Below are 17,218 nucleotides of genomic sequence, written 5' to 3'. Positions count from 1 at the left end.
CCGGACGAACGGGGGTAGTTCCAGCAGGTGGTACCGGCGGGTTCGGTCCCGGGGGAGTGGAGCGGTCGAGCTGCGCGCTCGGTTCATGAGGCCGGCGCCCGGGGCCGGTCGGCCCCGGGCGCCGCTGACCGGGCTGCATCCGGCGGCCAAGCAGGACTGGTGGCGGGCGAACCCGACCGGCCGCACCCACGCTCGCAGCGTTCATCGACGAGTACCCGGACCGCTGCGACGGCGTCGAGCCGATCCGCCGGGTCCTCACCGACGGCGACGCCCGCCCGATGTCCGCGCAGCGTCCCCGACCCGGCCGCCCCACCCGGCCGCAGGTCGTGCGGCCGGAGCAGACGGGACGCCCGGCCGGGACCTCCCGGCCGGGACCTCCCGGCCGGGCGTCTCGCGGGGAACGCTCGGCGAGGTTCCCGAGTGGCTCCCGAGCGGTCACCACGGGCGGGTCCCGGTCAGCGCATCGCCACGAAATACTTGACCGACGGCTCGATCGTCTCCCACGTGCCGCGGAAGCCGCGGGGCACGACGAACGCCTCGCCGGCTCCGAACTCGCGGCGCCCGCCGTCCGCGTCGACGACCGCCACCCGGCCGCTGATCATCACGCAGAACTCCGTGTAGGGCCAGGAGTCGAACGAGACGCTGCCCGGCTCGCCCTCCCACAGCCCGCCCAGCGAGTCCTCGGCCAGTTCGACGGCCCGGTACTCCGTCTCCGACCAGCGGCCGCGGACGTCGTCGTAGCCGGCGGGGTCGGGGACGACGGCCCGGCCGGTGTCGCGGCCGACGGCCTTCACCGCGTCGATGTTCATCGGTTCTCCTCGGCTGCGAAGCGGTCCAGGACGTTGCGGACGATCCGGTCGACGAACGGGTCGCCGACCTCCAGCGCGTGCGGCCACTCGGTCGAGCCGCCGTTGAAGACCTCGCCGGCCCCGCGGGTGAAGGCGGCGATCATCCCGGCGCCGCGCATCTGGTTCTCGTGCACGTAGTCCGGCAGGTCGTCGCCGAGTTCGGCGTTGTAGGCGTAGACCTCGGCCTCGGGGCCGCCGATGGGGTGCCGCCCGCCGAACCGGTCCTCCTCGCCCTTGGCGGCCGGGCAGATCGCGAGGATCTCCAGGGTGTCGGGGGCGCCGTCCTCGAAGGTGGGGTACGGCAGGCCGCGGCGGAACGTGTACTCGACCGAGTCGACCTCGAAGGCGGCCAGGAAGGCGGGCGGACCGCCGAGCAGGTCACCGTAGTAGAGGTCGGTCCCGGCGAACGCCCAGTGCTCGGGCCGGTAGACGGTGAATCCTCCCGAGGAGCGCGGGACGGCGGTGCCGTACCGGTTGTAGATGCCGCCGAGGCCATTGAGGCCGGTCGTGGTGGCGCCGGGACGGCCCACGCTCTTGGCCTCCCAGTTGGTCGTGGCCAGGTGGGGCGTGGCCGCCGCCTCCGGGTCCAGCGAGGGCAGCCGGTAACAGTACTGGGTGGTGCCGTCCTCGCTGAGCCGGACCTGCCACTGGTAGTTCCCGGCGAACCGGGCGAAACCGCCGCCGCGCTCGACGAACGCGTCGACGACGTCCCGCATCTGCCACGTCCAGTACTCGTCGTGGCCGACGACCACCGCGCACGCGTAGTCGTCGAGCGCGGACGGGTCCTGGTGCAGGTCGGTCTGGGTGAGGTAGTCGAGCCGGTAGCCCGCCCGCTCCGCCCAGACCACGAAGGGCCTCTCGTACGTCGCCCAGAACGCGTCGGCGTGGTGGCGGCTGTAGCCGTTGTACCGCGCCCATTCGTAGGAGTCGTAGCGGGGCACCCAGCCGATGCCGGGGGTGTAGGGGTGGTACTCGCGCGGTGCGCCGGGCGGCTTGCGCAGCATGCCCCGGCCGACGGGCCGCTGCGTCGAGGAGACCGGGGAACCCGAGTCGTTGCGCGGGTCGTCGCCGATGCCGCGGTAGTGGTTGGCGCCGCCCCAGTCGTTGTAGGCGCTGAGCGTGCCGGTGGTGAGGACGAGCGCGATGCCGGCGCGCCGGCCGGGGGCGCCGCGGACGACGAAGAAGTGCTCGCGCTCCCAGACGCCGTGCGGCATCGGGTTGCGCACCACCACGAGGTAGAGGCCCGACTCCAGGTCCTCGGGCACCTGCCAGCCGTGGGTGACCTCCCAGCCGCAGCCCGCGGCGTAGGCGTCCTGCGGGGTCTCCTGCCGGGGGGCGGTGAGACCGTGCTCGTGGTGGACGGTCCGGGGTTCGGCACCGTCGCGGATGATCTCCAGCTCGAACTCGTCGGCCGTGGAGGAGACGTGGAAGTCGACCCGCTCGCCCGGGGCGTAGGAGTACCGGCCGGTGTAGAGCCAGGTCTCCGGAGTACGCGGGTCGGTGAAGGGGCGCTCGGAGGGCCACCCCTTCGGGGACCAGGCGAAGGGCGGGGCGGGTGTGTTCGTCAACGCGCTCATGGCGTCGGGGTTCAGTGTCACTGCGGCTCTGTTCTCCGGGGGTGAGGGGGGATTCCTGCTTGCGGGGTCCGTCACCCGTGCCGGTCGAGGCGGTCCCGCAGGGCCGCGCTCGCCTCGTCGAAGGGACGGGTGAGGTAGGCGAGGTGGTCGCCCTCGCCGTGGCGGTGGCGCACGGTGCCGGCCCACCGGGTGCGCGCCTGCTCCGTGACGTGGCGCCGGGCGCCGTCGATCATGGCGAGCATGGTGGTCAGCACCTCGGCGTCGTGGCGCTCGTAGACCGGGCGTGACGACACGTAGACCGGCGAGGTGTGGGCGAAGACCGGCCGGCTCCAGGTGTCGGCGTGCCGCGGGCCCGCGTCGGCGGCGCCGAAGCACCGTGCCGCGAACCAGTCCGATCCGTCCGTCTCCACCGTCAGGCCGAACCGGTGGCCGGTGGCGCCGGAGCCGACGGGCTCGGTCCTGATCACCTCCCCGTTGCGGACCAGTTCGATCCGCTCGACGGGGAAGATCGTCTCCAGTTCGACCTCGACGTGGACGGAGGCACGGCCGGTCAGCAGGGTCCCGGGTGGCTGCCCGTCGACGCGCAGCCACAGCAGCGGTCCGCTGGAGACCATGGTGTCGCCGCGCCTGATGCCCTCGCACCACGACTCGTAGTCGCCGCCGCCGGCCGCGGCGTAGGTGCGCACCAGGCCGACGGGGACCTCGCTGGTCATCTTGTCGGTGCCGCCGACCAGTGGGACGCGGAATCCGGCGTTGAGGTACCGGTAGTACTCGGTGATGTTGTACTCGTCGTAGGCGATCGTCTCCACCGCGTCGAGCCGGCCGGTGGCCAGCAGCGCGGCGGTCTCCCCGTACGGGACGGGGAAGTGGGCCAGGACCACCGTCCCGCCCTGCGCGTGGCACTCGTCGGCCCAGTGCGAGAGGGTCGTCGCCAGCCCGCCGCCGAGTTCGTCCTCCTCGGAGCCGCCGGTGGACCAGGGCATGATCGGCTTGCGCAGGCCCAGGAGGTTGATGTGGCCGAGCATGTTGGTGCGGTTCTCCTGGCCCGCGTAGACCGTCGTCCGGCGGTCGTGCGAGACGTGCGGGCGGCCGGTGAACTCCTCGGTGTTGGTGAAGTGTTCGCCCCACTGGGCCAGGAGCAGGTTCGCCACCTGCAGGTCCTCGGCCCGTGCCTCCAGTTCGGCGCCCTGGGTCGACATGAAATGCACGTGGGTGTCACCGCTGAGGTAGCCGCGGTCGCGGGCGCTGAACCGCCGGGTCAGCACCAGGTCGAGTTCCGTCTGGTCCGGGGCGATCGTCACGGTCTCCCGGATCGGCTCGTACTCGAAACCCCGGGCGACCTCCACCTGGACGGGACCGGTGGGCAGCCAGCCCTCGCACGCCCCGTCGATCGCGGCGTACGTGTAGCTGCCGAGGCGGACGTCGCCGCCGATGTCGAGGTTCCACGTCCCGCCGTCGGAGTTGATGTGGGCGTGGTGGCCGTAGGGGGCGAGCGGGATGCCGTCGGTGCTCTGGAACCGGATGCGGCAGGCCACCGGTTCGCCGGTCTCGTCCCGCACGGTCGTCCTGACCCAGTTCTGGTCGGCGCCGGGCAGCCGGACGGTGCACCGGTCGAGGGTGAGGACCCCGCGCTCGACGAGGTCGCCCCACCGCAGGGTGCCCAGGACCGTGTCGCCGTCGCGGACGGTGACGGTCGCCGAGGGGGAGGCGGAGACCTTGGTGTACCCGGTGCTCCAGACCTCGGGGCGGCTGCGGCCCCAGCCGCCCGGCAGCTCGGGGGCCGCCTCCACGTCGGGGACGGTGCGCAGGACGTAGGAGGCCGTGCCCCGGTCGACCCGGAGTTCCAGCGACTCGGTGACGCCGCCGTCGCGCACCTCGACCAGCACCTCGCGGGCGACGGTGCGGGTGAACGGCTCCTCGTCGAGGTCGCTGAGGGTGAGGGCGCCGAGGATCAGCGAGGCGCCGCGGGCCTCGGCCACCAGACCGGTGAGTTCCAGGTCGGGCCGCGGGTTCTCCATGGCCCAGAGGTAGAAGCGGTAGGGCAGCACGTAGGGAACGCGCGACTGCGGGTCGTCGATGCCCACCAGGCGGGCCCCGGCCTCGTCGTACCGGCCGCAGGAACGGTTCATCAGAACGTGTTCGGCGTCGTTGCGGGCGAGCAGCGGCGTCTGGCCCCAGTCGAGGGGGAGCGGGCGGTCGTCCCAGCGGCGCGGTGTCGGGCCGATCTCGAAGCGCTGGCGCAGGGGCCGGGTGACGGTCGTGCCGTCGGCGTACTCCAGCCGGTAGGCGCCCACCTCCTGCCCGACCCGCCCGCCCTCGAAGAGTTCCGGCTCCAGGAGCGCGTGGGCGAACACCAGCCAGGTGGGCCGGCCGTCGACGGGGACCCGGGCCGAGCCGGCGGGCGGGACGAGGAGCACGGCGCGCTCCCGGTCCCCGAAGCGGAACGGCAGACCGTGCAGCACGCGGGTGCCGAGCCGTACGTCGTCCGGGTCCTCGAAGACGTCGACCGCGGTGTCGGCGACGCCGGTGAGGTCCAGCGGCCGGTAGTCGGGGGCACCGCCGCGCGGGAGCGAGGGGGTCATGGCGGATCAGTGTCCTTCCGTGTCGTCGGCCGAGGCGGCGTTCGTCGTGCCCATCAGCGCGTAGGTCTCCGGTGAGCGCGCCCGCAGGTACAGGGCGCGCGCCACGCCTCCCACCACGGAGAGGGCGGCGAGCGTGAAGAGCACGGTGTTGACGGCCGGCGTGCCGCCGGAGAAGAGGTCGAAGTGGGCGACGACGATGACCGAGACGACCGCGAGGGCCAGACTGGCCAGCAGCGGGGCGATGAGGGTGCGCCACAGGCCGGCCTCGCGGTGGTGGCGTCTCATGTGGACGACGATGGCCAGCGCGCACAGCGCCCACAGGGCGATGATGCCGAGGAAGCCGAGCGCGCTGCCCCAGAGCAGCAGACCGAGGTAGGGGTCGACGTCGAGGACGGCGCAGACCGTCAGCACGACGACCGCGAGGACGCACTGGCCCAGGCCGGCGACCCACGGGGACCTGGTCGTCGGGTGTGTCCGCGAGAAGACCGAGGGGATGAGCCGCTCCCGGCCCAGGGCGTAGGTGTACCGGTTGCTGGCGTTGTGCAGGGCGACGAGCGCGGCGAAGGCGCTCAGGAGCAGCAGGAGCGAGACGACCTCGCCGGACCAGGAGGGCAGGTACCGGTCGAAGAGCACCAGCACCAGCTCGGAGGGGTTCTCACCCGCCGCGGTGGCGATCCCGCCCGCGCCGTACGCGGTCACGATGGCGTAGGCCATCATGGCGTAGAAGACCCCGATGATCGCGACCACGACGTAGGTGGCCCTGCGCACGGTGCGGGCACCGCCCGAGGTCTCCTCGGAATAGATCACCGTGGATTCGAAGCCCATGAACGCGCCGAAGATGAGCCCGTACATGGCGCCGTTGCCCGGGTCGAGCACCGTGGAGGGCGCGAACGGCTCGGCGGAGAATCCCGACGGCCCGCTGTCCACGAAGATCGCGACGGCGAGAATCAGCAGGACCAGCATTTCCAGGCCGAGGACGACCGTGAGCACCTTGGCACTGGCGGTGATGCCGCGATATCCGAGAACGCCCACCCCGGCCAGAGCGACCCCGGCGTAGAGCCACCAGGGCGCGTCGATGCCGAGCAGCCGGCCGGCGAAATCGCCCGCGTACAGGCCGAGGGCCCCGTAGGTCGAGATCTGCAGCGCGTTGTACGCCATGACGGCGAGCAGCGCGGCGGCCGAACCCGCTTCCTTGCCGAGCCCCCGCGTGATGATCGAGTAGAAGGCGCCCGTGCTGCGGACGTAGCGCGTGATCGTCGTCAGCCCGACGGCGAACAGGCCCATCACGGCCGCGGCGACCAGGTAGCCGCCCGGCACCGAGGCTCCGCCGACGAAGAAGTGGAGCGGCATGACGGCCGCGACCAGGGTCAGGGGAGCCAGGGCGGCCATGGCGGTGAAGACGAGTTCGGGAAGGTTGAGCGCGTTGCGCGCCAGGCCGGTGCCGGAGCCTTCCTGTCTCTGGTGCGCGTCCACTGTTGCTTCTGCCACGGTCGGGCTCCTCAAGCGGTTCGGGGGCCGGGGCGGGCGAATGCGGAGCCAGTTCTGCCGCCCCTCGCGGGGCCGGTCCCCTCGCCCCGTCCGGCAGTGCGATGCCGTGAGACTAGGAACAGCCCGGGGGGTTGGCAAGCAATTCGATCCGCGTCATCCTGGTGGCAGTCACGAATTGCCGAATGTCATGGCCAGTCAGCGTCACTTCTATCGCCAACTGCCGTATCTGTGTATGGTTCGGCAGCCCAGGGAAGCCAAACTGGCGTCGAGGAAATTTCGCGGGGGAGTGAAGTCATGGACATGGCCGACGAGGCGATCCTCCAGCTGCTGAAGTCCGACGGCCGCCTCGCCCACCGCGAGATCGCCCGCCGGTCCGGGCTGTCCCGGTCGACCGTGGCGGCCCGGCTGCAGCGCCTGCTCACCTCGGGCGAGGTGGAGGTGCGGGGCGTGGTCCACCCCGCGGTGATCGGCCGCGGTTCGCTCGCCCACGCCAGCCTCTCGGTCACCGGCCGCGCCGAACCCGTGGCGGCCCGGATCGCCGAACGCGACGACGTCCCCTTCGTGTCGCTGACCAGCGGACTCGCCTCCATCATCGCCGAGATCCGGGCCGGCTCGACGCTGCGCGTCGACGAGGTGGTCGGGGCGCTCCGGTCCCTGGACGGCGTGCGCACGGTCGAGACGCTCCCCTACACCGAGGTGCTCCGGGACGTCATCGGCCCGGTCGGCGAGGTCACCCACGAGGTGGACGAGGTCGACATCGCGCTGCTCCGGGCGCTGCAGGACGACGGCCGGGTCCCGTACGTGGAGCTGGCCCGGCTGGTGGGGCTCTCCCCGGCCGGCGTGCGCCGCCGCGTGGTGCGGCTGCTGGAGGGCGAGGTGGTGCGGGTCGGCGCCCTCGTACGTCAGTCCGGGGAGGACAACCAGCTCTCCATGGGGCTCGGCATCCAGCTGGACGGCGGCCACCGGGAGGTCACGCGGGCGCTCCTCGACATGCCGGCGATCAGCTTCCTGGCCCGCACGCTGGGCCGCTTCGACCTGCTGGCGACCGTGCGCACCTTCATGCACGGCCAGCTCACGGAGACGCTGGAGACGGTCCGCTCACTGCCCGGCGTCAGCGCCGTCGACAGCTGGAGCCACCTGCGCTTCGTCAAGGAGACCTACGCGGTGGCGGAACTGGGCGGCTGACCCTGTGCGAGCCTGTCGCGAGCACTTCCGGGTACTGCCGGAACGGTGCCTCGGGCCGGCCGGGGCCGTGCGTGGCTACCCGGCGGGGTCACCGCTCTTCGAGCTTGGCCAGCTCCGCACGCAGTCTCGTGATCCCCTCCTCGGCGACGTCGTAGGCGCTCGGCACACCCGGAACCGGCTCGTCACCCATGGGGATCCAGAACTTGCGCCGTGTCAGCCGCAACGACGTGAGGAACGCCGGGATCGCGTTGAAGACTTCGATGAGCAGCGGCCCGTGGTACACGGGCAGGACGGGTTCGAGGAACGTACGCCAGGGGATCCAGCTGTCCGCGACCTCGCCGCGGTCCGGCGGGGACACCTGCACGTAGTGCAGGCGCCGCTGGTCGGCGGCGTCCCGGATGTCGCGGCGGTACGCCTTCGGGCCGCTGCTGCCGAGGACGACGTGGGAGCTGTCCACGCACACGCCGATGTGCGGGCTGCGCACGCCGGCGAGGAAGTCGAGCACGTCGCGCACCATGTTCGGGGCCGGTGTCTCCCAGCCCGTTGGCGATCCCGCCGGCCGCCTGGACCGGTGGCGGTCGAATGACCATCGAGGGCCCGCCACTGCCACGGGCGAAAGAGGTCCGGCTCAGCATGCGAGTTCACGCCGGAGAACCAAGGCAAGTAAGCAATAAGCTGCCCACCGATGAGCCGCTGAGGGCTTCGCGTGACCCCCAGCGGGTTCCGCCGCCAATTGCGGCCACTCGCCGCGTGTCGGATCGTCCGCCTGCACCGCATAAGGGGACCCCCGCCGCTTTGCGATCGACCACCTCCGACGCCGCTCGCTGCTCCGCTGGGGATCGCGGGAAGAGCCTCGGTACGAGGCTGGCATACGGCGCTGCCGTGACGCACCACCGCAGCGGGGAGCTTTTCGGTAAACCCATCGTTCGGGTGTAGTCGGTCAGCCTGTCCCAACCCGGCGGCAGAACAGGCCGGTTGGGCCGGCAAACAGGTAAAGCCGCCGGTGGTTGAGTTTTCGATCAGGAAATCCGTCTGCGTCACGGATTCGTGTGCTTGTCCGTCCTTCCGTCGACGTGTCGGGCTCCGCCCCGCGCCACCCGTCCGCCCGGCACCGCCGATACCGCCCAGGAACCCGGCACCCGGGGACACCGCCTGGGCCCGGCCGGACGACTTCAGCAGAGTGACGTGCTCACCGGGGAGTCGGCATCGACGGTCCGAAATGGCCGGTTCCCGCGTGGGCGCACTCTCCTGTTCGTTGCATTGTCGATGTCCGTCCACAGTCCGGTTGGGAGATGCGAGGCGTGTGCCGAGCCGGTGGTGACCGGCGGGATCCCTGACGGCGACGGTCACGAGTCGGTCGCGGCGCGGCACCGTTGCCATCCGGCGGGCACCGTCCGGCGTGTCTTCGGTGCCCTCCTGACGGGGTCATGGCGATGAATTAGGCTGCCCGGACCGGCTGCCCCTGGAGGTGCGGATGCGTCGCCCTGTCGCACGGAATCTGACGGTCCTGGCGGTCTCGGCCGCCATGCTCTCGGTGGGGGCCGCCGCCCCGCCGGGCGCGCCACCCGGCCCCGCCCTCCCGAAGACCCCGGTCGCCGTCGGCCACGGGGGCGCGGTCTCCAGCGTCGACGCGGACGCCTCCGCGGCCGGGATCGAGATCCTGCGCAAGGGCGGCAACGCCGTCGACGCCGCCGTGGCCACCGCCGCCGCGCTCGGCGTCACCGAGCCCTACTCCGCCGGCGTCGGCGGGGGCGGCTACTTCGTGTACTACGACGCCCGCACCCGCGCCGTGCACACGATCGACGGCCGCGAGACCGCCCCGCTCGACGCGGACGAGGACCTGTTCCTGGAGGACGGGAAACCCCTCGCCTTCGCCGACGCCGTCACCAGCGGCCTCGCCGTCGGCACCCCCGGCACCCCCGCCACGTGGCAGAAGGCGCTCGACACCTGGGGCAGCCGCTCGCTCGCCTCGGTGCTGAAGCCGGCCGAACGGCTGGCCTCCGACGGCTTCACCGTCGACGAGACCTTCCGCTCCCAGACCGCCGCCAACGAGGAGCGGTTCCGTCACTTCCCGGACACCGCCGCGCTGTTCCTGCCCGGCGGGCGGCTCCCGGCCGTCGGCTCCACCCTCAAGAACCCCGACCTGGCCCGCACCTACCGGCAGTTGGGCCGCGAGGGCGTGCGGTCCGTCTACCGCGGCGCGATCGGCGAGGACATCGTCGCCACCGTCGCCAAGCCGCCGGTCGACCCGGCCTCCGGCTGGAACGCCCGCCCCGGCACGCTGGACCGGGCCGACCTCGCCGCCTACCGCGCCAAGCTCCAGGCGCCCACCCGTACCGACTACCGCGGCCTGAGCGTCCACTCCATCGCCCCCTCGTCCTCGGGCGGCACCACCGTCGGCGAGGCCCTCAACATCCTGGAGCGCACCGACCTGAGGGCCGCGAGCCAGGAGCGGTACCTGCACCGCTTCATCGAGGCGAGCCGCATCGCCTTCGCCGACCGCGGGCGCTGGGTCGGCGACCCCGCCTTCGCGCCCGTGCCCACCCGGGAACTGCTCTCCCAGCGGCACGCCGACGCCCGCGCCTGCCTCATCAGGGACGACGCGGTGCTCACCAGCCCCCTGGCCCCCGCCGACCCCCGCCACCCCGTCCCCTGCGCACGCGGCGGCCGGGCCGCCCCGACGACGTACGAGGGCGAGAGCACCACCCACCTGACGGTCGCCGACCGGTGGGGCAACGTCGTCGCCTACACGCTCACCATCGAGCAGACCGGCGGCAGCGGCATCACCGTGCCCGGCCGGGGCTTCCTGCTCAACAACGAGCTGACCGATTTCTCCTTCGCCCCCGCGGACCCCGCCGTGCACGACCCGAACCTGCCCGGCCCCGGCAAGCGGCCCCGGTCCTCGATCGCGCCGACCATCGTGCTCGACCGGCACGACCGGCCCGTCCTCGCGCTCGGCTCGCCCGGCGGCGCCACCATCATCACGACCGTGCTGCAGACGCTCACCGGCGTCCTGGACCGCGGGCTGCCGCTCGTCGACGCCATCGCCGCCCCGCGCGCCAGCCAGCGCAACGCGGCCCGCACCGAACTCGAACCCGGCCTCTACGACAGCCCGGCGCGCCCCCGGCTGGAGGCGCTCGGGCACGTCTTCACCCGCAACCCGGAGATCGGGGCGGCCACCGCGGTGCAGCGGCTGCCGGACGGCAGGTGGCTGGCGGCCGCCGAGAAGGAACGGCGCGGCGGCGGTGCGGCGATGGTGGTCCGGCCCACCCGGTAGCCGGGGTCAGGAGGCGGGGACGGACGGGTCCTCGGTGCGGAACGCCAGCCGGCCGTCCTCGACCTCGACCGTGACCCGGCCGCCCTCGGTGATCCGCCCGTCCAGCAGCAGCCGGGAGAGCTGGTTGTCGACCTCGCGCTGGATGGTGCGGCGCAGCGGCCGGGCCCCGTACTCGGGCTGGTAGCCGCGCTCGGCGAGCCAGTCGACGGCCCCGTCGGTGAAGTCGACGGTGATGTCCTGGGCGCGGACCATGCGCCGGGTCCGCTCCAGCAGCAGGCCGGTGATCTGCCGCAGTTGCTCCCCACTGAGCCGCCGGAAGACGACGATCTCGTCGATGCGGTTGAGGAACTCGGGCCGGAAGTGCTCCCGCAGCGGACGCAGCACCTGCTCGCGCCGGGCCTCCTCGTCGGCGTCCGAGCCGCCCGCGCCGAAGCCGATCCCGGCCCCGCGCCGGCCGATGACGTCCGAGCCGAGGTTGCTGGTCATCACGACGACCGTGTTGGAGAAGTCGACGGTGCGGCCCTGGGAGTCGGTCAGACGCCCGTCGTCGAGCACCTGGAGCAGGATGTTGAAGACGTCCGGGTGCGCCTTCTCCACCTCGTCCAGCAGGAGCAGCGAGTACGGGTGCCGGCGCACCACCTCGGTGAGCTGGCCGGCCTCCTCGTGCCCGACGTAGCCGGGCGGGGCGCCGACGAGGCGGCTGACGGTGTGCCGCTCCTGGTACTCGCTCATGTCCAGGCGGACCATGCGGTCCTCGCTGCCGAACAGGGCCTCGGCCAGCGCGCGGGCCAGTTCGGTCTTGCCGACGCCGGTGGGCCCGAGGAAGAGGAAGCTGCCGATGGGCCGGTCCGGTCCGGAGAGGCCGGCGCGCGAGCGCAGCACCGCGTCGGAGACGACCCGGACCGCCTCGTCCTGGCCGACGACCCGTTCGTGCAGGTGCTCCTCCAGGCCGAGCAGGCGGTCCTTCTCCTCCTGGGTGAGGCTGCTGACCGGGATGCCGGTCAGCCGGGACACCACCTCGGCGACGGCCTCCGTGCCGACCACCAGGTTCAGGCCCTCGTCGGCCTCCGCGTCGCCGGTCTCCTCCGAGATCCGCCGGCGCAGTTCGGTGACCCGGTCGCGCAGCCGCGTGGCCTCCTCGTACCGCTCGTCCGCGACCGCCTGGTCCTTGTCCCGGGCGAGCTGCTCGGCCTCGCGTTCCATGGCCCGTACGTCGCTGCCCCGGGTTCGGGCGCGCAGCCGCACCCGGGCGCCGGCCTGGTCGATGAGGTCGATGGCCTTGTCGGGCAGGCGCCGGTCGGTGAGGTAACGGTCGGACAGCGCGACGGCCGCCACCAGGGCCTCGTCGGTGTAGCGGACCTGGTGGTGGGCCTCGTAGCGGTCGCGCAGCCCGCGCAGGATCTCGACGGCGTCCTCGGGGGTCGGCTCCGGCACCAGGATGGGCTGGAAGCGGCGGGCGAGGGCGGCGTCCTTCTCGATCCTGCGGTACTCCTCCAGGGTCGTGGCGCCCACGATGTGCAGTTCGCCCCGGGCGAGGGCCGGCTTGAGGATGTTGCCCGCGTCCATCGACCCGCTCTCGCCGCCCCCGCCGGCGCCGACCACGGTGTGCAGTTCGTCGATGAAGACGACGAGCCGGTCGGAGTGGGCGCTGATCTCGCCGACGATGGTGTTCAGCCGTTCCTCGAAGTCGCCCCGGTAGCGGGTGCCGGCGACCACGCCGGTCAGGTCCAGCGCGACGACCCGGCGCCCGGTCAGCACGTCGGGCACGTCGCCGTCGGCGATGCGCTGAGCCAGCCCCTCGACGACGGCGGTCTTGCCGACCCCGGCGTCGCCGATCAGCACGGGGTTGTTCTTGCCGCGCCGGGACAGCACCTCCACGGTCTGCTCGATCTCGTCGTCCCGTCCGATCACCGGGTCGATCCGGCCCTGCCGGGCGAGGTCGGTCAGATCGCGCCCGTACTTGTCCAGGGTCGGCGTGTTCGTGGCGCGGGCCCCCTCGGCGCGGGCCCGCGCCGCGTCCGGCGTCTCCTGGGGCAGGGCACCGGGCGCGAACCGGGCCGCGTTCAGGATGTGCCCGGCGGCCGAGTCCGGGTTGGCGGCCAGCGCGCTGAGCACGTGCTCGGGGCCGATGTGCCCGGTGCCGGACGCGCGGGCCAGCTCGTGCGCGTCCAGCAGGGCCCGCTTGACCGCGGGGGTCAGCGACAGCGAGGTCGGCGGCGGGGCATCGCCGGGCGCGTGCTGCGCCGGGCCGGTCCGCTCGTCGATCTGCGTCGCCAGCGAGTCGGGGTCGGCGCCGGCCCGGCTGAGCAGGCTGCGGGTGGGCTCGGCGGAGAGCGCGGCCCGCAGCAGGTGCTCGGTGTCCAGGTCCCGGCTGCCGTGCTCGGCCGCGTACTGGGCGGCGCCGCGCACCAGTTCCCGGGCGGGCTGGCTGAGCAGCCGGCCGATGTCGATCTGCCGGGGGCGCGGCCCGCCGAAGAAGCGTGCCAGGAATTCCGCGAACGGGTCGCCCTCCGGGCCCATGAAGCCGCTGGTCATCGTCTCCGGTCCCTCCGCTGCCTCGCTGATCGGCGTGCCGGGGCCGGGTAACCCGGTCGGGCCGCGCCCATGCCCAACATGACACGGTCCGTGCCGCCGGGCACGCCGGGCGGTGGGCGGTGCGGTGCCGGGTCAGTCGTCGGCGCGGGCCGTCAGCACCCGGGGGCCGGCCTCGGTGACGGCCACCGTGTGCTCGGCGTGGGCGGCGCGCGAGCCGTCGTCGGTGCGCAGCGTCCAGCCGTCGGGGGCGGTGTGCCAGGCGTCGGTGCCGCCGCCGATGAGCATGGGCTCGATGGCGAGGACCATCCCGGCGCGCAGCGGCAGCCCGCGGCCGGGCCGGCCCTCGTTCGGGACCTCGGGGTCCTCGTGCATCCGGCGGCCGATGCCGTGCCCGCCGAAGCCGTCGGGCACGCCGTACCCGGCCGCGCGGCAGACGGTGCCGACGGCGTGGGCGATGTCGCCGATCCGGTTGCCGACGACGGCGGCGGCGATGCCCGCCGCGAGGGCCCGCTCGGCGGTGGCGACGAGGTCGAGGTCGGCGGGGCGCGGGGTGCCCACCACGAAGCTGAGCGCCGAGTCGCCGGCCCAGCCGCCCAGGGTGGCGCCGCAGTCCAGGGAGAGCAGGTCGCCGTCGCGCAGCCGGTAGTCGTCCGGGACGCCGTGGACGATCGCGTCGTTCACGGAGGCGCAGAGCACGGCGGGGAAGGGGACCGGCGCGAAGGAGGGCCGGTAGCCGAGGAAGGGTGATCCGGCCCCCGCCTCGCGCAGCACCTCTCGGGCCACCTCGTCCAGCTCCCGCAGCGAGACGCCGACCCGGGCGGCGTGGCGTGCGGCGGTCAGGGCCCGCGCGACGACCTGGCCGGCCTCGTGCATGGCGTCGATCGATTCTTTCGTCTTCAGTTCCACCATGCCGATTACTATACCGGTATTTGAATTGGGAGCCGGGCGGTGGCCGGTATTAGAATGACGCCATGGTGCGTACCCCCCTGACCCCGGAAGAGCGTGAGCGCGGCGAGCGGCTGGGCCGGCTGCTGCGGGCCGCCCGCGGCGACCGCAGCATGCCGTGCGTGGCGGCCGAGGCAGGGCTCTCCGCCGAGACCCTGCGGAAGATCGAGACCGGGCGGGCGCCCACGCCCGCCTTCTTCACCGTGGCGGCCCTGGCCCGCGCCCTCGGCCTCTCCCTCGACGAACTGGCCCTCGCCTGCGCCCCCGCCGAGCCGGACCGCCTCTCGGCCTGAGCCGTCCGGCCGCACGACGCCGGGCCGGGCCGATGCGACGCGGGTGCCTTCCGGCGCGGCGCGGGCGCCGGCCCGCACGGCGCCGGGGCCTTGCCCGCCCGGCGCGGGAAGCCCCCGCCCGGCCGCGCCGCCCTTCGTCCGGCCGCGCCGCCCTCCGTCCGCCCGATGGAGCAGGGGGCGTGCTCCCGGCGGCCCAGCGCTCGGCCACCGGGGTGTGAAATCCGGCCGACACCGCGGCGTGGCGGCGATGGTCTTGGCAAGCCCGCCCGTTGCGCCTACGTTCGTCCCTCTACGGCCCGCCCACGGGCAAGGCTCTGGCGTCGTGTCGAAGGGGCACCCTCATGGCCAACGTCGTACGTGCCGCCCTGGTCCAGGCGACCTGGACCGGGGACACCGAGTCCATGCTGGCGAAACACGAGGAGCACGCCCGTGAGGCCGCCCGGCGCGGCGCGCGGGTCATCGGCTTCCAGGAGGTCTTCAACGCCCCCTACTTCTGCCAGGTCCAGGACCCCGCGCACCACCGCTGGGCCGAGGCCGTCCCCGACGGGCCCACCGTGACCCGCATGAGCGCGCTGGCCCGCGAGACCGGCATGGTGGTGGTCGTGCCGGTCTTCGAGACCGAGCAGCCCGGCTTCCACTACAACACCGCGGCCGTGATCGACGCCGACGGCACCTACCTCGGCAAGTACCGCAAGCACCACATCCCCCAGCTCCCCGGCTTCTGGGAGAAGTACTACTTCCGCCCCGGCAACCTCGGCTGGCCCGTCTTCGACACCGCCGCAGGCCGGATCGGCGTCTCTATCTGCTACGACCGGCACTTCCCCGAGGGCTGGCGCCAACTCGGCCTCGCCGGAGCGCAGTTGGTCTACAACCCGTCCGCCACCCACCGCGGGCTCTCCGCCCACCTGTGGCGGCTGGAACAGCCCGCCGCGGCCGTCGCCAACCAGTACTTCGTCGCCGCCATCAACCGCGTCGGCGTCGAGGAGTACGGCGACAACGACTTCTACGGCTCCTCGTACTTCGCCGACCCGCGCGGACGCCTCGTCGGCGACCCGGCCTCCGACACCGAGGAGGAACTCCTCGTCCGCGACCTCGACTTCGGCCTCGTCGACGAGGTGCGCCGCGAATGGGCCTTCTACCGCGACCGCCGCCCCGACGCCTACGAAGGGCTGGTGCGCCCGTGAACCGCGACCTGCTCGGCCGCCACCGGGCCGTCCTGCCCGACTGGCTCGCCCTCTACTACGAGGAGCCCCTGGAGATCACCCACGGCGAGGGCCGCCACGTCTGGGACGCCGCCGGCCGCCGCTACCTCGACTTCTTCGGCGGCATCCTCACCACCATGACCGCGCACGCCCTGCCCGAGGTCACCAAGGCCGTCGGCGACCAGGCCGGACGCGTCCTGCACACCTCCACGCTCTACCTCAACCGCCCCATGGTCGACCTCGCCGAACGCGTCGCCCACCTGAGCGGCATCCCCGACGCCCGCGTCTTCTTCACCACCTCCGGCACCGAGGCCAACGACACCGCCCTGCTGCTCGCCACCACCCACCGGCGCAGCAACACCGTCCTCGCGATGCGCAACAGCTACCACGGCCGCTCCTTCTCCTCCGTCGGCGTCACCGGCAACCGCGGCTGGTCCCCGACCTCCCTCTCCCCGCTCCAGACCCTCTACGTGCACGGCGGCGTCCGCACCCGCGGCCCCTTCGCCCACCTGGACGACCGGGAGTTCATCGCGGCCTGCGTCCGGGACCTGGAGGACCTGCTCGGCCACACCCGCGCCCCGGCCGCCCTGATCGCCGAGCCGGTCCAGGGCGTCGGCGGCTTCACCTCCCCGCCCGACGGCCTCTACGCCGCCTTCCGCGAGGTGCTGCGCGAACGGGGCATCCTGTGGATCGCCGACGAGGTGCAGACCGGCTGGGGCCGCACCGGCGACCACTTCTGGGGCTGGCAGGCCCACGGCCGCAGCGGCCCGCCCGACATCGTGACCTTCGCCAAGGGCCTCGGCAACGGCATGTCCGTCGGCGGCGTCATCGCCCGCGCCGAGATCATGAACTGCCTCGACGCCCACAGCATCTCCACCTTCGGCGGCACCCAGGTCACCATGGCGGCCGGCCTCGCCAACCTCGCCTACCTGCTGGAACACGACCTCCAGGGCAACGCCCGCCGCGTCGGCGGACTGCTCATCGAACGGCTGCGGGCCGTCGCCGCCCAGGTGCCCCACGTCCGCGAGGTGCGCGGGCGCGGACTGATGATCGGCGTCGAACTGGTCCGCCCCGGCACCGACGAGGCCGACCACGAGGCCGCCTCCGCCGTCCTGGAGGCCGCCCGCGCCGGCGGACTGCTCATCGGCAAGGGCGGCGGCCACTCCACCAGCGCCCTGCGCATCGCCCCGCCGCTCTCCCTCACCGTCGCCGAGGCCGAGGAGGGCGCCGCCGTCCTCGAATCCGCCCTGCGCGGCCTGTGACAGCCCGCCGCCGTCCCGACCGGA

The 17,218-nt window shown here is 73.3% G+C and carries 12 protein-coding genes; 5 read left to right on the top strand and 7 right to left on the bottom strand.

The window, feature by feature from the left end; translation table 11 throughout:
• Positions 1 to 455 precede the first annotated feature (455 nt).
• The 4 genes from VM636_RS04080 to VM636_RS04065 all read right to left on the bottom strand — a co-directional run bounded on the left by VM636_RS04080 (position 456) and on the right by VM636_RS04065 (position 6,495).
• Positions 456 to 809: a cupin domain-containing protein gene (locus VM636_RS04080; protein WP_030418713.1), complete on the bottom strand. Its 354-nt coding sequence runs from the start codon at positions 807 to 809 to the stop codon at positions 456 to 458.
• Positions 806 to 2,425: a N,N-dimethylformamidase beta subunit family domain-containing protein gene (locus VM636_RS04075; RefSeq protein ID WP_234340461.1), complete on the bottom strand. Its 1,620-nt coding sequence runs from the start codon at positions 2,423 to 2,425 to the stop codon at positions 806 to 808. The genes VM636_RS04080 and VM636_RS04075 overlap by 4 nt, the downstream gene beginning before the upstream one ends.
• A gap of 71 nt (positions 2,426 to 2,496) precedes the next feature.
• Complete coding sequence (locus VM636_RS04070) at positions 2,497 to 5,007, bottom strand: CehA/McbA family metallohydrolase (protein ID WP_338483321.1); 2,511 nt, start codon at positions 5,005 to 5,007, stop codon at positions 2,497 to 2,499.
• A 6-nt stretch (positions 5,008 to 5,013) separates the two neighbouring features.
• A complete protein-coding gene (locus VM636_RS04065) occupies positions 5,014 to 6,495 on the bottom strand; it encodes an APC family permease (protein WP_158786383.1) in 1,482 nt (493 codons plus the stop codon).
• A gap of 294 nt (positions 6,496 to 6,789) precedes the next feature.
• Between VM636_RS04065 and VM636_RS04060 the strand changes: the two genes are divergently transcribed.
• Complete coding sequence (locus VM636_RS04060) at positions 6,790 to 7,680, top strand: Lrp/AsnC family transcriptional regulator (RefSeq protein ID WP_030418717.1); 891 nt, start codon at positions 6,790 to 6,792, stop codon at positions 7,678 to 7,680.
• An 88-nt stretch (positions 7,681 to 7,768) separates the two neighbouring features.
• Here the strand turns inward: VM636_RS04060 and VM636_RS04055 are convergent, their stop codons facing one another.
• Positions 7,769 to 8,197 (bottom strand): hypothetical protein, encoded by a 429-nt coding sequence (locus VM636_RS04055; RefSeq protein WP_051821205.1) that lies wholly within the window; start codon positions 8,195 to 8,197, stop codon positions 7,769 to 7,771.
• A 957-nt stretch (positions 8,198 to 9,154) separates the two neighbouring features.
• Here VM636_RS04055 and ggt point away from each other — a divergent pair.
• Complete coding sequence (gene ggt, locus VM636_RS04050; RefSeq protein ID WP_030418719.1) at positions 9,155 to 10,957, top strand: gamma-glutamyltransferase; 1,803 nt, start codon at positions 9,155 to 9,157, stop codon at positions 10,955 to 10,957.
• A gap of 6 nt (positions 10,958 to 10,963) precedes the next feature.
• On the opposite strand, the gene VM636_RS04045 is transcribed toward ggt, so the two are convergent.
• Together VM636_RS04045 and map are read right to left on the bottom strand one after the other, a co-directional pair.
• Positions 10,964 to 13,492, bottom strand: coding sequence for an ATP-dependent Clp protease ATP-binding subunit (locus VM636_RS04045; RefSeq protein WP_053914242.1), 2,529 nt, complete (start codon positions 13,490 to 13,492; stop codon positions 10,964 to 10,966).
• Positions 13,493 to 13,624: 132 nt separating this feature from the next.
• Positions 13,625 to 14,401, bottom strand: coding sequence for a type I methionyl aminopeptidase (gene map / locus VM636_RS04040; protein WP_338483314.1), 777 nt, complete (start codon positions 14,399 to 14,401; stop codon positions 13,625 to 13,627).
• 62 nt (positions 14,402 to 14,463) lie between these two features.
• Between map and VM636_RS04035 the strand changes: the two genes are divergently transcribed.
• The 3 genes from VM636_RS04035 to VM636_RS04025 all read left to right on the top strand — a co-directional run bounded on the left by VM636_RS04035 (position 14,464) and on the right by VM636_RS04025 (position 17,194).
• The gene (locus VM636_RS04035) at positions 14,464 to 14,730 is read left to right on the top strand and encodes a helix-turn-helix transcriptional regulator (RefSeq protein ID WP_053914240.1); all 267 of its coding nucleotides are present in this window, start codon (positions 14,464 to 14,466) and stop codon (positions 14,728 to 14,730) included.
• Positions 14,731 to 15,071: 341 nt separating this feature from the next.
• Positions 15,072 to 15,914, top strand: a complete 843-nt coding sequence (locus VM636_RS04030; RefSeq protein ID WP_053914239.1) for a nitrilase-related carbon-nitrogen hydrolase — start codon at positions 15,072 to 15,074, stop codon at positions 15,912 to 15,914.
• A complete protein-coding gene (locus VM636_RS04025; RefSeq protein WP_030418724.1) occupies positions 15,911 to 17,194 on the top strand; it encodes an aspartate aminotransferase family protein in 1,284 nt (427 codons plus the stop codon). The genes VM636_RS04030 and VM636_RS04025 overlap by 4 nt, the downstream gene beginning before the upstream one ends.
• Positions 17,195 to 17,218 lie beyond the last annotated feature (24 nt).

The organism is Streptomyces sp. SCSIO 75703, assembly GCF_036607905.1.
GTDB lineage: Bacteria > Actinomycetota > Actinomycetes > Streptomycetales > Streptomycetaceae > Streptomyces.
Note: the sequence above shows the minus strand (reverse complement) of the source record. Positions and strands in the feature narration are given on the sequence as shown.

Bases quoted from the DNA above. Each gene is read 5' to 3' on its own strand.
- VM636_RS04080 (WP_030418713.1), bottom strand. From the start codon at position 809: ATGAACATCGACGCGGTGAAGGCCGTCGGCCGCGACACCGGCCGGGCC.
- VM636_RS04075 (WP_234340461.1), bottom strand. From the start codon at position 2,425: ATGAGCGCGTTGACGAACACACCCGCCCCGCCCTTCGCCTGGTCCCCG.
- VM636_RS04070 (WP_338483321.1), bottom strand. From the start codon at position 5,007: ATGACCCCCTCGCTCCCGCGCGGCGGTGCCCCCGACTACCGGCCGCTG.
- VM636_RS04060 (WP_030418717.1), top strand. From the start codon at position 6,790: ATGGACATGGCCGACGAGGCGATCCTCCAGCTGCTGAAGTCCGACGGC.
- VM636_RS04055 (WP_051821205.1), bottom strand. From the start codon at position 8,197: ATGGTGCGCGACGTGCTCGACTTCCTCGCCGGCGTGCGCAGCCCGCAC.
- ggt (WP_030418719.1), top strand. From the start codon at position 9,155: ATGCGTCGCCCTGTCGCACGGAATCTGACGGTCCTGGCGGTCTCGGCC.
- VM636_RS04045 (WP_053914242.1), bottom strand. From the start codon at position 13,492: ATGACCAGCGGCTTCATGGGCCCGGAGGGCGACCCGTTCGCGGAATTC.
- map (WP_338483314.1), bottom strand. From the start codon at position 14,401: ATGGTGGAACTGAAGACGAAAGAATCGATCGACGCCATGCACGAGGCC.
- VM636_RS04035 (WP_053914240.1), top strand. From the start codon at position 14,464: ATGGTGCGTACCCCCCTGACCCCGGAAGAGCGTGAGCGCGGCGAGCGG.
- VM636_RS04030 (WP_053914239.1), top strand. From the start codon at position 15,072: ATGGCCAACGTCGTACGTGCCGCCCTGGTCCAGGCGACCTGGACCGGG.